This window comes from Sphingomonas sp. CFBP 13733 (assembly GCF_014841795.1).
In the GTDB taxonomy this organism is placed as follows: Bacteria; Pseudomonadota; Alphaproteobacteria; order Sphingomonadales; family Sphingomonadaceae; genus Sphingomonas; species Sphingomonas aerolata.
The window spans coordinates 1-13,729 of record NZ_JACYUP010000001.1; the positions used below are offsets into that span (position 1 = coordinate 1).

Here is a 13,729-nt window from a genome sequence, read left to right on the forward strand (position 1 = left end):
ACGTCAGACGATAGTGCGGATGATTAAGACGACGCCAGATTGCCAATCCCCTCGCCGTCGAGGGATTGGTCAAATACCACTACAAACCTTGCACGGTATCGATTTTAAACCCCCAGATATCACAGTGACGCATGTCGCACCGGCTCCATTGCCTGGTGGCTATAGCGTCGGTGTCCCACCCGATCCCATTCCGAACTCGGCCGTGAAACCCGCCTGCGCCAATGGTACTATCGCTCAAGCGATGGAAGAGTAGGTCGTCGCCAGGCATTGAAGCCCGTGCGACATGCATCACACGATATCAAAACCCATTCACAATCTCATCTACCCTTACGTCCCTAACCGGACCGTCGCGGGGTGGAGCAGCCCGGTAGCTCGTCAGGCTCATAACCTGAAGGTCACAGGTTCAAATCCTGTCCCCGCAACCATCTTCATTTGCAACACCTCCGAGGGAATCCCCGCGGGGGTTTTTTGCGTTTCTGGCACGGCGCATAGCTCGAGTATTGACGCTAACTCGCCGCGAAGGCTGATCGCAAGCACGCCGTTTTCCGGTTTTGACACCACTGTGTCGATCAGCGAACGGATGCGCTCGATCGCGCTACGGCTGAATGTCGGTCGCGCTTGCCTCCAGTCGCGCCGTCTCCTTCGCATACTCCTCGATGAATACCGCGAGCACCTCGTCACGCACCATCTCGTTCGCGAGACCGGATAGGATGCGGGCGTCGAGATCGGCCTGGCGGATGGTCAGGCGGTTCCCACAAAAGGCTGGGCCTTTCTTTGATGCCCCCTGACAGCCGAACCGCGTGCGACCAGATTTGGCATAGCTCGAACCGCATTCGCCGCAGGTCATCTTGCCGGATGTCAGATATTTCGGGCGCTGCTGTGCGAAGAAGGGCAGGGCAGGGACGGCGTCCCGGGCCTTCATCGGGCCACGCCGCAGCGACTGTTGGCGGTCCTTGACGCTCTGCCATAACGTGTCGCTGACGATGCGTAGGCCTGGTGCTGCGACTGTGGTAGCCTGCTGCTCTTCTGCATTCAGGAATGCATGTCGTTTACCGGTATCGGGATTCTTGCGGTACGTCTGGCGGGCGTAAGCGCGTCTACCGACATAAAGTTGGTTGTTGAGAATGCCAGTACCACGCTCGGCGTTGCCGGTCAGCGTGTTGGGCGTCCATGCAGGTGGACTGCTCGAAGTTGCCCGATCACGTCGACCGCTGCGCGGGGGCGGTACGCCTTCCTCGTTAAGGCGGCGGACTATGCTGCCGGGCGATATGCCAGCAGCATAGTCTTCGAAGATCCGTACGACGATAGCGGCTTGCGCCGGCACGATCTGCTGCAGACCCCTGGTACGTTCGCCGTTCAGGTCGTAGGCGATGCGTTTCTCATAGCCATATGCCGTGCCGCCGGGATTCTTTCCCATTGCGTGCCGCTTGATTAGAGCATCGCGAGTTTTCTCGCTGGTCGCGGCAATCTGTTCGGCGTTGATCGTTCCCATCATGCCGATTTGCAGCGCCCCGACCTCACCTTCCTTACATGTGACAAGGAGGATGCCGCGGAACATCAGTCTTTCGTACAGCGAAGCATGTCCGCCTGGCTTCGCGACACCCGGTCCATCGCATCTGCGAACACTACGTCAACGCCCCCGGTTCCTACCGCGGCAAGTAACGCCTGTAGCCCGGCCCGGTGGATTGTTGCGCCGGACTGCGAACCATCGGTGTAGCAGCCGACCTCGGTCCATTTTCGCTGTGCGAGTTCGCGACGGCACATCGTCAACTGCGTGTCGATCGATAGCGGATCTTGGAGATCCGTTGAATAGCGTGCATACAGCAGTACGCGCATCAGCTTTCCTCAACCTCGTTTCGCTGAACGTTCCCGTCTACATTATAGCCTTCTGCTGTCCTGTTCAGAGCAGCTCGTCTTCGGAACTCGGTTCGTGCAAGATCGCGCGCCAGCAGCTTTGACAGCTCGATGGCCAAGCTGCTGGAGCAGCGAAGTGGGGGCGTCGGTCGCACATCACCTACATAGCCGCCAGCAAGATTGGCCTTCCCGTCCTACCCCCCTAGAGAAGAATCTGCCGCTAACCCGTCGCGGAGATTAGTGAAAACTGGTGGCAAGCGGCCTGTCCGCTTTCGGGCGCTGATGGTCAGAAGCCGACGTTCGTTCAGCTGCTTCGTAATGGCAGGTATGCGCCCTTCCCGGACTGATGCGGTCCGAGCGCCCAACAGCCGGAATTGGGAGCTTTCCTGCCGTTGCTTGCGAGAGGGTGGCTAAAATATGTTCCGCGGCGTCTAAGCTGACCTTTCCGGGGCTGATGGAGCAGGTGAACCGCGGCTTGACTGAGCCAATGGCGTTCGACGCGGAATCTCGATCGCTGCAGAACGTCCGCAATCGCCTCGAGCATCGCGGTGGCCGTGTCGGCACGAAGGATGTCGATCCGGTGACCGGCATCCTCACCCTCAGCTTCCCCCGCCTGCAGACCTTCTACATGCGCGGCGACGAGGAGGTGGAACTGCTGCCGGGCGAGACCATCGACACCCACGCGCCCGACAATCCGTTCGGGAAAGCAGAAGTTACCGTCTATCTGCACCGGGTTACGCGCACACGAGATTATGCGTTAGACGAACCGGTCGTCATCGCCGCTATCGACTTCTTCGAAATCGCGATGGCGTGCCACCTGTTCGCCGCCGACTTAGCCTCGAAGCTCCCGAGCTCGAATGCGCGCGATGCCGCAACCAGCGAGCCGATCCCGGCCGGCTGATCATTCATCGTGTGGCTGGGCATGGCGCGGGCCGAAATGGCGCTTCCAGAGTCCCGCCCCGCTCCTGGGGTTCGCTGACAGCCAGCGCCAGAGCAGCAACGGATAGCAGCGCGGCTTCAGGTCACGAGGTTCCTGCTTGTATCGACTCAAGAGCAATGACGCGCTACTTCAAGATCCGGGCATCGGTCGGCGACGCTTGGAGCGCGGCATCTAAAGCGTAGCATTGGCGAACCCCGCGACGATCCGGCACTATGTAAATCATGTCCCCCGCTGCCGCCCCACGCCCGACCGCCGAACGCAAGCGCCATCATTTCGTATCGGTGACCTATCTCAGAAGCTGGGCTCATGCCGGCGGCAAGCTCCACGCCTATCGCTGCGACCGTCCAACTTCCCCGCTCCACGTCCGGCCAGAGGAAATCGGCTTCGAGAATTACTATTACAGCCAGACCCGCGAAGACGGTTCGCGCGACAACGATAGCTTCGAGAATCTGTTCGGCAACGTTGAGACGCGGTGGCCGCGCGTGCTGGACGCGGTGAGCGCCGGATCGCTCGGCCCGGCCGTCCTCCTGGCGCTCTATTCGATGGTCACGATGATGCGCACGCGGGTGCCCGCAGCGCGCGATTATCATGAAGCGCTGATGGCGTTGGAGACCCGGACCAGCCTCAAGGCCTTGGCCGACATGGGCAAGCTGCCGGCGAAGCTGAAGCGATACGAGGATGAGCTCGACACGGTTGAGGTCACCGTCAATCGCCCGCGAACGCTGGGCACGATGGGCGAGGACATGCGCCGGTTCGGCGACATGACGCGGCGGCTCGGCTTCGAGATACTGCGCGACGATACGGGGATCGGCTTCCTCACCTCCGACAATCCGGTTGCCTATTTCGATCCCGCCGATGCCGGCATTCGCCGACCCTACATAGAGAATACGAAGGTCGAGTTCTACTTCCCGCTGTCGCCGCAATATGTGCTGCACGGCGGGAACCGGCTGCTGCGCCATGGGCCGATTCCGCGCTTTGGCGGTATCGCGGACCCTAAGAAGGTTCTCGCGATCAACCGGATCACGTCCCGTTTCGCCTATCGTCTGGCCTTTGCCCGCGACCGTTCGAACGATGATCTCATCCAGCGCCACGCCGACACATCGCCAGTGCTCGACGCACGTGTCGTACGTCGGCCCGGCAAGGTCGATTATCACATCGGTCACAAGTTCGCCGGCCGTCCGGTGCTGCCCAAGTTCAGGCCTGAAGCGTGCGAGGACGGCCTCTACGATGAGGATTTCGGACTATAGCACCATACCGTGCTCTCGCCCCCCGGCATCGGATCGCAAGAATCCCATTTCGCTGACGCGGCGTGCCGGCGGTGTTGCGCTGGCTACTCACTTTCAATCCCGTTGCCGGGTGGGTGGACGGACGGTTCCGTGGCATGATCGGCGCCGGCCAGCGGCCGGAGGCGTCATTTTGACTAGGGAAGCTTTGTGCGGTTCCGCAAATCCGAAGGCCTGACCGAATCCGAAGCGATCCTCGCGGGCCTGTGCGAGCGTTCGTTCCTGGCGCTGTACACCTATCCCAATCTGTTCAAGCAGCCGGGCAAGGAGCTGGTCGACCTCATGGTCGTATTCCGCTCTGATATCCTGCTCTTCTCCGACAAGAGCTGCGCCTATCCCGACACCGGCGATCCCTTGCTCGATTGGCGGCGCTGGTTTGCGCGCGCGATCGGCAAGTCCGCCCATCAGGTCCGTCAGGCCGAGCGCTGGCTGCGATCTCAAACGGGCATGATCTTCCTCGACCCGGCAGCATCGGCGCCGCTACCAATCGGGCTCCCGCCGCCGGCTTCGGTGAAGGTTCACCGCATCTGCGTTGCGACCGGCGCTGCGGACCGGTGCCGCCGGGAGACCGGCCAGCCGATGCTTGGGATCGACCTCACCGTCACCGATGCCGAAGCGCCGCTGCGCGTCGGCACCGTCAGCGAGGCCGGCGGGTTCCTGCACGTGTTCGACGCCGAGGTGCTCGAACTCGTGCTCACCGAGCTCGATACGATCAGCGATTTCGTCGCCTATCTGGATGCCAAGGCCGCGCTCGCCGCGGGTGGCCAGTTCAAGGGCGCCCCTACCGAAGCCGATCTCCTCGCGTATTACCTCCATCATGGTCGAACATTCCCGGCGGCGACGGGAGACTTCGTGCTCAAGCACAATCTATGGCGTCAGGTCGCGGCCCAGCCGGCCTTGATCGAGGGCCGCCGCCTTAACCGTGAGCACCGAACCTGGGACCGGCTGATCGAATATATCACCCGCCAGTTTCTCGCCGGACAGCTCGAATTCGGCAACGAGCTGACGATGGACGATTATGAAAGGGTCGTCCGGATCATGGCCGGTGAGAGCCGGTTCTACCGGCAGATCCTACCGGCAGATCCTATCGCAGTCGATCGAGGAGCGCGCTGCGCGCGACGCTGGAGAATGGATCGGCTCACTGCTGCCGTCCGAGCATCCCGACATCCAATACGTCTTGCTGATCGGTCCTGGCGCACCGCGCGACGACTATGCGGAGTATCGCGCCCACCGTTCCCGCGAACTGGTGCTCAGGTGCCATGCCGCCAAGGCCGCTCGCCCGGCCGCGCGCTACATTGTCGGAATCGGCGTCGATGCGGCCGCACAGCGTGGCAGCTCCGAAGACCTCGTCTATCTCGACACGGCAGGCTGGACCGAGGACGATATGGCGCGCGCCAATGCGATCCGCGGCGATCTCGGCTATTTCGTCGAGGGCAGCATGGTCGTCCAGCCGCGCAACGTAGAGGAATATCCAGGCGCCGGACGTTGAATGCTCGGAGCTGATAATCACGCCGACAAGGGGCGCGGACGATTGGACGCGGCCGCCCCGGCAACCTATCTCTTCTGTGATGGCAGACGGCGCATCCGAGCAAGATCAAGAGACGAAGCACGGCATTCTCCCGTCGCAATTCATGCGCCGGCTGCGGCCCGAATATTATTCGGACACGCGAGATCGCACCGATTACCAGCTCGACGCGTCGCTGCTCGGGTATCATCTCGAGACGCTGACCAGCCGCAACGAGACTCACGCCTTCGAGATCTTCTGCCGCAAGCTGTGCGAACGCGCCATTTGCCCCAATCTGCGACCCCAGACCGGGCCTGATGGCGGCGGCGACAGCAAGGCCGACACCGAAACTACGCCCGTCGCCGACGAGATCAGCGACCTCTACTATGAGGGCGAGGCCAATTCAGGCCGAGAGCGCTGGGCGTTCGCCTTCAGCGCCAAGCAGCGCTGGAAGCAGAAGATTATCGACGATGTCCAGGGGCTGATCGACACCGGTCGGCGCTATGATCGCATCATCTGCGTGACCAGCCGGTTCGCCAAAGCCAAGGACCGCGCCAAGCTGGAAACCGAGCTGAGCGCGAAGGCCGGCCTCCCGGTCACCATCCACGACCGGTCCTGGATCGTCGCGGAGGTGATCGAACATGGCCGAAAGGACATCGCCTACAATTATCTCGGCATCGGCACTGAGGTCAGCGATGCCAGCCGCCTCGGCCCACCCGACTATTCGCGCGTCCAGCAGCTCGAAGCGGTCGAAGCCGAGCTCGGCGATCCGGACGGCTATCGCGGCCTCGAACAGCACCGTGTCCTCGATGCGCTGCTCGCCGCCAAGCTCGCCCGCGGCATCGAAAAGCCGCGTGTCGACATCGATGGCCGCTTCGCCCGCGCGATCCGGCTCGCCGACCGGCACGGCACCCTCCACCAGCGTATCGAGGCGCGCTATGAGCAGGTCTGGACCGCCTATTGGTGGTTCGACGATTTCGCCTTCCTCGATTCCGAATATGGAGCGATCGAGCAATTGGCCGACGATGCCGGCCACGCGCGCACGCTCGGCTTCCTCGTAAATCTCGGCCAGCTCCTCTTCAACGCGGTGATGCACGGTCATCTCGATCGCTCCGCCTGCCAGCTCGATCGGCGCATCGCCGCCATCGTCGCGCTGCTGCAGCCGATGGCAGCCGACGGCGAGCGGCCCAACAACCAGCTCGAAGCCGAGGCTGCCCTCTGCCACATCGGAATGAACGAGGCCGCGCTCGCCGGCGATGGCGAGGCGTTGTCCGAGGTCTGGCAGCGCTTCGCCGCGATCCTCGACCGGGCCGAAGGCCTCGGCGAGTTCGATGCGACACGCGTCATCAAGCTCATCACCGGCGCCGAGCGGGTCGCCGGAGATGACCCCGCTTATGCTTTGCTGGGCGACAAGCTGGCCGATTTCGTTGCGGTCCGTACCGGCGAGGCGCAAGGCGCGCTGATCCTACTGCGTCGCGCGGAGAAGCTGGGTCTCGGCCGTCATTTCGAGATGATCCGGTTGCTATCCAAGGCGGCGATGCGGCTCACGAAGAAGGAGCATTCCGCCGACCTGACCGACGCGCTCTGCCTCCTCACCGTCGCCTATCGCAGCGCCGGCTTGCTGTGGGCGGCGAGAGCGACCTGCATATTCGCGCTCTCGGCCTTCATCATCGATGCGGAGGAAGGCGGCCGGCTGCCGCTACGCTTTGCGGTGGTCGCGAAAATCTGGGCGACATTGTCGCTCGACCTCCACCATTTTGCCGACTTTGTAGTCGCGATGGGGCTCGTCCGAGGCGCGACCGAGGCGCTGCCGTTCAGCGACAAGGACCGCGCGAAGTTCAGGCGCGATGCGCAGGATTTCGAGATCATCGCGGCAAGCCAGATCGTCAACCTGCCCGACGCCGAGCTCGCCCGGCTCTCAGACTGGCCCGACATCTTCGACCAGGCCCAGCTGATCATGCCGCGCACCGCCCTACTTTACGCGCTGGGCTACGAGAATGTGCTGCGCGCCGATCAGAGCATCCCGCCGACCGAAACCGAGAAGGGCGTCAATGAGATGTTCTCGTCGCTCGCCAGCCAGCCGGCCGGCACCCAAGGGGCGCCAACCGGACCGATCCTCTATGCGCCGGATGTTCCCCAGACCATCTCGACCACCCTGATTGGGATGCAGGTCGAGATCCGATCCTCCGGCAGCGACCATGCGATCCTTACCGCCGAGGCCGTCGCCGGAAGTTTGGAGGCCTTCTTCGCCACCACCATCGAGCATCAAGTGATGCCGCATACCGAGCGATTTGCGATCGACGTCGTCGAAAATGTCGCGATCGAACGGCCAAGCTTCTCAGTCGATCGCGATACGATGCGCGCGAGGCTCGCTTGGCCGGCAGACCTGCCGCCCACCCGATACGGGGAGCAAGCGATCATTCGCGACTTATGGGTCGACATCGCCGCCGAGCTGCTCGCCGCGACCTGTTTCGTTCCCGATTCCGAGCGCGTCTTGACCGCGCTGGTCAGCGACGAACGCGTCATCGGCCGCATGGCGCTCGTGACAACCGCGGCCAACAGCTATCACCGGATGAACGGCCGCTACCTCACCCGGCCGAGCGACCTCAGCGACGCGGCGCCCGCATCCTATCCACCGCGCGCCCTGCGGCCGGTCATCGAAAAGATCGATCTCGTCACCATGGCGGCTGCCCGATCGGGGCGGTCGGCCGATGAACACTGTGTCGGCGAACCGGCAGCGGAAAGCCACCGCAAGCTTGGCGTCCGGTCGATCATCGACGTGCATTTGTGGGATCAGGCGGCGTGGCGCGGCGCCGGTTTCGATCAGAACGGACCCGGCTATCCGCCGCTCTTCGCGTTGATCTTCGAGAATGAGGCGGCCGCGACCAAGATTTTCGAACGGTGGCGCGATGATGTCGGGATCTACGACGAGCAGGACCGGATCCGCCTGTCGCTGATTCGTCGCCTGCCCGACCGTGATCCAAGCCATTATTCGATCCAACTCAGCGCCAACGCACTACCGGGCGAGCTCGAGAGCGGGCAGATGATCGGCTTCACGGTCCGGTCGTTGATCGTGCAAGCCAAGAGCGATGAGAATTTGGAGAACTTCCTCGGCAGCTACCGCCACTATCGCGCTTATTATCTGATCCCGGCAATCTGGCACGAGGGCATGGCGGAGCCGAACTTCCTGACCAACATGCCGATCCTCAAGCGGCAGCTCAATATCGTCGACGCTGCCGACGTGACCGTTCAGCAGATCGAATGGATTGCGGTGAAGCAGTCGCTCGAGCCTGACGAGGGGCGAGGCGGCTAAGGTTTGCCGGACATGATGCTTGTGGGGGATGGCGCCTGCCCCGGCGGGCACGGCTCGGGCACCGATCTCAAGCTATCTGCGGCACAAGCTGATGGATTAGACCGGAGCGCTGCAGCTTTCGGTTCCTCACCTGCTCCGGATACTGAACAACCTGGCGTCGAACGGCTTCTCTGGGCGCCAAGCGGACGTTGCGTTGGTTGCCTCGAACGTCCGGGAAGGGCGCAGAGTAGCCACGAGTGCTGAGTGAATAAGTGTCCGGTTCTGGGATGCGGCGATGTCGCCCTGGACGGCCGAGAGTGGGTCTTCGCGATGGATGCCTCTAGCAGGCGAGGGCCGCGTGCTCGTCTTCTGCCGCGTTTGTGAAACGAAGCGTCACCGGCAGCGTCTTCGGAAGAGGCACGCCTAGGTGGCTGGCCCTCCATCTAAGGCTGACCGCGTCGGCTTCGACCAGATCTCCAGCGGGGCAATCGTCCGAGTGGCTGGGTTTCGTCGGATCCCGGTGGAGGATCCGTTATGGGGGCCGCTCGAACTGGCGTGCGGAGCGGCTGGAACTACTCGACCCGCTTCGAACCGGGCGGCAGCGGGGCAGCATCGGCTCCGCGACGTGGTAAGTTCACGCTGCTGCTTCTACGCGGTCGGTCGTGACTTGCAGTCGGTGACGAATTGCAGAACAAGGTGTCCACGAGTCCCTCCGCCGGGCGAGAGGACCCCAGCGTCCATACCCGTTTGTAACTGGAAGGACGGAGCGATGAACGGGTCGGAACAGACGAGCGCCAGGCGACGATGAACGGTCGCGCTCCACTCAGGCTGACGGTGTTCGGCATGCCGGCACTGCACGACCCGACCGGCAGTCGCATACCTCTGGGCGTGCGGGCTACCGCTCTCCTGACCGTGCTCGCGCTGGAGCCCACCAGCATGGGTCGAGCTGGCCTTGCGCACCTGCTGTGGCCCGATCGGCATCCTGAGCAGGCGAGGGCGAGCCTCCGTCAATGCCTGCTGGAACTGCGCCACGCAGTGGAGCGGCGCGGAACGGAGTTCCCGATCGCTGCGGAGGCAGGTCGCCTCGCGTTGCGGCCGGACCGAGTGACGAGCGATCTCGCCGACATCGAGGCAGCGGCCGCCACAGGCGACCGGGCGGCGCTCGCACGGGCGCTCACCAACGCCACGCCGCGGGCGCTGCTCGCGGAACTCGAGCCTTCCGTCCCCTTCGTGGAGTGGGTCGCCACGGTGCGAATCCGCGTCGGGACGGAGCTGCGGCGGGCGACGACCGCGCTTCTGGCCCGCGGCGAGGACGCGGCGGACGAGGGGGATTGGGCATCGTCCGCGGAACTGGCGCGCGCCTGGCTCGCCCATGATCCCACCTGTCCGCTGGCCGCAGCCGTCCTCCGCGGACGCATAGCGATGTCCGATGCACCGGAAGCGCGCACGCCCCTGCCGCCGCTCGCGCTTCCCGCGGATGCGCCGCCCGCACTCTACGTCGAGCGATTCGGCCACGGGGGCGCCGCGGAGGACGCCGCCCTGGCGCAGGCCATCCGGGAGGAGGTCGTGTCGGCGCTGTCGCGGTTCCGGGAGGTCCGGGTGGTCGTGCTCGCCGACGACGCACGAGCGGACGCGCATGGCGGGTCCGACACCGCCTACCTTCTGAGCGTCACGCTGCGACCGGTCTCGGACGGAACGGTCGTCACCGCCCGCCTGGCCGCGATGTCCGGGGGTCAGGTGCTGTGGGCATCGCGCTTTCCCCTGGTCGCCGACCGGATCGATGCCGCGATCGACGAGATCGTCGAGAGGATGGCGGCGGCGGTGGCTCCTACCGTCGAGAACCACATCGCGGCATATGTCGGCAATCGGCCGACCGGCACGCTGTATTCGCGCTACCTGTCCGGCCGCGTGCGTTCCATGCGCCCACCGGACCATGCCGCCGCGCGGGCGGCGGCGGACGAGCTCGAACGGATCGTCGCGGAAGCGCCCGATTTTTCGTCGGCGAAGCTTGCGCTCGCGCGTCTCTACAACACGGACTTTGCCTGGACGCGGGCAATGAGCAGCGGCGACGAGGAGCGGGCGCGCGCCCTGCTGCTGGCGCGGTCGGCGGTCGCGGGCGATCGGGGGCACGCGCATGGGCACAGCCTCCTCGGGTGGTGCCATCTGAGGCAGCACGAATGGGGAGCGGCACGCCGCTGCTTCGACGAGGCGATTCGCCTCAACCCCTTTCATGCTGAGCGGCTTATGGAGGTGGCCTACGGCCTTATCCATCTAGGCGACCTCGACGCGGGCGAGACCTTGCTTCGACGCTGTCTGGCAATCAACCCGGTCTCGACCGACGGCTTCCACTTCGATATGGGCATGCTGGCCCTGATCCGCGGCGATCCTCTGCTCGCTACCGAGCATTTGTCGATGATCGTCGATCCCGACTGCTGGGGAGCGATTGCGACGGCTCTGGCCGCCGTTCAGGGGGGAGTGCGAGCCGAGGCGACGATCGCGCGAGCGCGCTCGGCGGTCTCCGCGGTCTGGATGGGGGGGCTGCTGCCGAACCGATCGGCGCTGAGTGATTGGGTGGTGACGCGACATCCCTTCAGGCTGCCGCAGCATCTCGAGCGCTACGTCGATGGGCTCGAGCGGATCGGCGGATGAAGCTTGACCCCGCGCTGTCGCGCGAGGGCTTGGAAGAAGAATGTTCTCGGAGGCGGCGTGCGCGAGGTAGATCGCCACGGATCCAGGCATGCCTTCAGGCATGATTGGGCGTCCAGCGCCTTGATCGGGACGCGGCCGGAAGGAAGCCACCCCGCGAAGCGTTCGAGATCCGCCCCATCGACGGACCTGCGGCAATCACGGAGGATGGCGGTCCACGTGCGCTCCCGCCAGAAGCATCCGCGGGCATGCTCGCGGATGATGCGTGCTGCAGGCGCTGAAAGGATCGCCGCTCGAACGGAGGCGGCGAGGGTCGCGCGCACGTCAACCAGCGGTTCGGTCAGTGCGCGGTATTCCAGTTCGCCGGGGGCATGTAGCAGGGCGACTTCGTCGTCTGCGGTGATGCGACCGCTCCGGTAGGCGGTGAAGACCGCTCCGACCCCCTCCATGCCGAAATGGTGCAACTCGGCCGCCCGCAGCGCTCCCATGCTGGAGGAGCCGAGCACGCGGAACCCCCGGGCCATCAATTCGAGGATCTCCTTGTGCTGGACCGCGGCCTGCGCATCGAAGACGCCGTCTATCAGGGCGACGACGCGCGGCTGCCCGTCCGCGAGGGCCAGCATGTCGCCTGCGCTCGCTGGCGGCAGGCGGACGACGCTTTCCAGCGGCAGCCCCGCCACGCTCGGCCCTGCGAACACGATTGGCGGAAGGCTCATGCCGGGCGCCTGCGGCGGGCTTCGAAGCCGAGACCGGGCACGAAGACCTTGACCGAAATCGCCGAGGCCTGGGCCGGAGAGAGTTCCACGAAGCCGGCCTGAGGATATCCCGCGCCGCCGAGCGCGCCGACTACGCCTTCGAGGTCGGCGAGGCGAGAGGTTCGAAGATCGAAGGGATGTCCTTGCCAGTCGGATCGCTGCGGCAGGGAGATCGGCTGCCTCAAGGTTCCAGCCTGCGCCCCGCTCAGCGGAATGGTGTCGCGCGATCCGGCGATCTGGCTGCAGCGCGTCTGGAGCGCCTCGAGGAGCGCCTTAAGAGCGGACTCCTCCGGGTCGAAGGCGGCCGCCGACCCCCAGACGTGCTCGTGCGGGCTGACGCGGGGGCCGTGGGTGGCGATCTCCGCCACGTGCACGGGCACCGCGATCAATGCCTGGACACGATAGAGGCGCCACCCGATCCCGAGCGCCGCCATGCGGGCGTCGATGGACCGCAGTACATCGGAATGCAGGGTGCGGGTGTCGATTTCCGATCCGCAGCGCGAGACGACCGAACCTGCGATCCATTCGGCGACGGCGTCTCGCTCGATCACCTCGAGGAGCGCCGAAAGGACCGCCGGCTCGCGTGCGAAGTGGGCCGCCTGGCCGTTGCTGTTCCGCGCCAATCCGGGGTGGGTCGCCGCCGCGCAGTCCAGCGAGACGCAGTCGCCGGGCACATGGAAGGCGGGATGGCAGCCGAGCGGTTCGACCGGCACCCATTCGACCGCGGCGGAAGGGTCCGGGGAGCCGCGGCGATAGGCGAAATCGTCCAGGGTCGGTGCGCGTAGGGCAGCCGGCAGCGAATCCCAGCTGCAGCAGATCGCGGCTGATCCGGGCAGCCACTGCTCGGCATGGTGGGATTCGATGGCCTCCATGAGAGCGCCGCGTCGCGCCTCCGCGTCGTCCAGACCCTTGCCCTGGTGGACCGTGAGCGCACGCGACCACGGCCGCACCGCCTGCCAGACGGGCACGCCGACGCAGTCGAGGCCCGTCAGCTCGGCCAGACGCGTCACCCCGGCCTCGATCATCACCCGGGCGAGACGTTCCTCCTCGGACGTGACGCTGCGCCTAGCTTTGATTCGGATCGGTGGACTGGTCGCTGCGGACGAGTCCGAGGGAGGCGTCTATCACGGCCGTGAACGTGCCCCCGGCTGCGACCCCCGCCTCGAAGCTCGCGGCCACCGCGTCGCAGGCTGCGATCTGCGATCCCGTCGCGTCCGTCCTCCGGAAGGCGACCATCGCGAGCGGCATCCAGTAAGTGTCGTCGATCTTGATGATCAGGCGCGGCTCGGAGAGCGCCGGCGTCGCGCCCATCGGCAACTCGCCGTCCAGCGGCTTTACGAAGACATCGGCTTCCATCGTCATCCTCCTACCCGATGCGGCGGACAACTGGCCCGTCGCGCCGCCACCTTCCAGGTTGATCAGTCTTCTGTCGAGCCGCTGCGGACACGTCCGCCG

At 64.9% G+C, this 13,729-nt stretch carries 10 protein-coding genes, 1 tRNA gene and 1 rRNA gene; 7 read left to right on the forward strand and 5 right to left on the reverse strand.

Annotated features, from left to right (window positions below):
* Positions 1–151: 151 nt before the first annotated feature.
* Positions 152–266, forward strand: a 5S ribosomal RNA gene (gene rrf / locus IFT71_RS00005).
* Positions 267–348: 82 nt separating this feature from the next.
* Positions 349–425, forward strand: a tRNA-Met gene (locus IFT71_RS00010).
* A 170-nt stretch (positions 426–595) separates the two neighbouring features.
* Here IFT71_RS00010 and IFT71_RS00015 read toward each other — a convergent pair.
* Entirely contained in the window at positions 596–1,558 is a 963-nt protein-coding gene (locus tag IFT71_RS00015; RefSeq protein WP_192138700.1) for a recombinase family protein, read from the reverse strand.
* Positions 1,558–1,836 (reverse strand): recombinase family protein, encoded by a 279-nt coding sequence (locus IFT71_RS00020; protein WP_192070834.1) that lies wholly within the window; start codon positions 1,834–1,836, stop codon positions 1,558–1,560. Before IFT71_RS00020 ends, IFT71_RS00015 begins: the two co-directional genes overlap by 1 nt.
* A 505-nt stretch (positions 1,837–2,341) precedes the next feature.
* On the opposite strand from IFT71_RS00020, the gene IFT71_RS00025 reads away from it, so the two are divergent.
* The 5 genes from IFT71_RS00025 to IFT71_RS00045 all read left to right on the forward strand — a co-directional run bounded on the left by IFT71_RS00025 (position 2,342) and on the right by IFT71_RS00045 (position 11,522).
* Positions 2,342–2,755, forward strand: coding sequence for a hypothetical protein (locus IFT71_RS00025; RefSeq protein WP_192138701.1), 414 nt, complete (start codon positions 2,342–2,344; stop codon positions 2,753–2,755).
* A 260-nt stretch (positions 2,756–3,015) separates the two neighbouring features.
* The gene (locus tag IFT71_RS00030) at positions 3,016–4,041 is read left to right on the forward strand and encodes a DUF4238 domain-containing protein (RefSeq protein ID WP_192138702.1); all 1,026 of its coding nucleotides are present in this window, start codon (positions 3,016–3,018) and stop codon (positions 4,039–4,041) included.
* A 186-nt stretch (positions 4,042–4,227) separates the two neighbouring features.
* On the forward strand, positions 4,228–5,580 hold the full coding sequence (locus IFT71_RS00035) for a hypothetical protein (protein ID WP_192138703.1): 1,353 nt from the start codon (positions 4,228–4,230) through the stop codon (positions 5,578–5,580).
* Between the two features lie 128 nt (positions 5,581–5,708).
* A complete protein-coding gene (locus tag IFT71_RS00040; protein WP_192138704.1) occupies positions 5,709–8,894 on the forward strand; it encodes a tetratricopeptide repeat protein in 3,186 nt (1,061 codons plus the stop codon).
* Between the two features lie 822 nt (positions 8,895–9,716).
* Positions 9,717–11,522, forward strand: coding sequence for a tetratricopeptide repeat protein (locus tag IFT71_RS00045; protein ID WP_206757428.1), 1,806 nt, complete (start codon positions 9,717–9,719; stop codon positions 11,520–11,522).
* Here IFT71_RS00045 and IFT71_RS00050 read toward each other — a convergent pair.
* The 3 genes from IFT71_RS00050 to IFT71_RS00060 are packed head-to-tail and all read right to left on the reverse strand — an operon-like array spanning position 11,489 to position 13,630.
* Positions 11,489–12,235, reverse strand: coding sequence for a TfuA-like protein (locus tag IFT71_RS00050; protein ID WP_192138706.1), 747 nt, complete (start codon positions 12,233–12,235; stop codon positions 11,489–11,491). The two genes, IFT71_RS00045 and IFT71_RS00050, sit on opposite strands and share 34 nt — an antisense overlap.
* Positions 12,232–13,302 (reverse strand): YcaO-like family protein, encoded by a 1,071-nt coding sequence (locus tag IFT71_RS00055; protein ID WP_192138707.1) that lies wholly within the window; start codon positions 13,300–13,302, stop codon positions 12,232–12,234. The genes IFT71_RS00050 and IFT71_RS00055 overlap by 4 nt, the downstream gene beginning before the upstream one ends.
* Before the next feature lie 37 nt (positions 13,303–13,339).
* Positions 13,340–13,630: a hypothetical protein gene (locus IFT71_RS00060; protein WP_192138708.1), complete on the reverse strand. Its 291-nt coding sequence runs from the start codon at positions 13,628–13,630 to the stop codon at positions 13,340–13,342.
* Between the last annotated feature and the right edge of the window lie 99 nt (positions 13,631–13,729).

Coding starts and splice junctions, on each gene's coding strand:
- IFT71_RS00015 (WP_192138700.1), bottom strand. CDS start 1,558: ATGTTCCGCGGCATCCTCCTTGTCACATGTAAGGAAGGTGAGGTCGGG.
- IFT71_RS00045 (WP_206757428.1), top strand. CDS start 9,717: ATGCCGGCACTGCACGACCCGACCGGCAGTCGCATACCTCTGGGCGTG.
- IFT71_RS00040 (WP_192138704.1), top strand. CDS start 5,709: ATGCGCCGGCTGCGGCCCGAATATTATTCGGACACGCGAGATCGCACC.
- IFT71_RS00060 (WP_192138708.1), bottom strand. CDS start 13,630: ATGGAAGCCGATGTCTTCGTAAAGCCGCTGGACGGCGAGTTGCCGATG.
- IFT71_RS00020 (WP_192070834.1), bottom strand. CDS start 1,836: ATGCGCGTACTGCTGTATGCACGCTATTCAACGGATCTCCAAGATCCG.
- IFT71_RS00050 (WP_192138706.1), bottom strand. CDS start 12,235: ATGAGCCTTCCGCCAATCGTGTTCGCAGGGCCGAGCGTGGCGGGGCTG.
- IFT71_RS00025 (WP_192138701.1), top strand. CDS start 2,342: ATGGCGTTCGACGCGGAATCTCGATCGCTGCAGAACGTCCGCAATCGC.
- IFT71_RS00030 (WP_192138702.1), top strand. CDS start 3,016: ATGTCCCCCGCTGCCGCCCCACGCCCGACCGCCGAACGCAAGCGCCAT.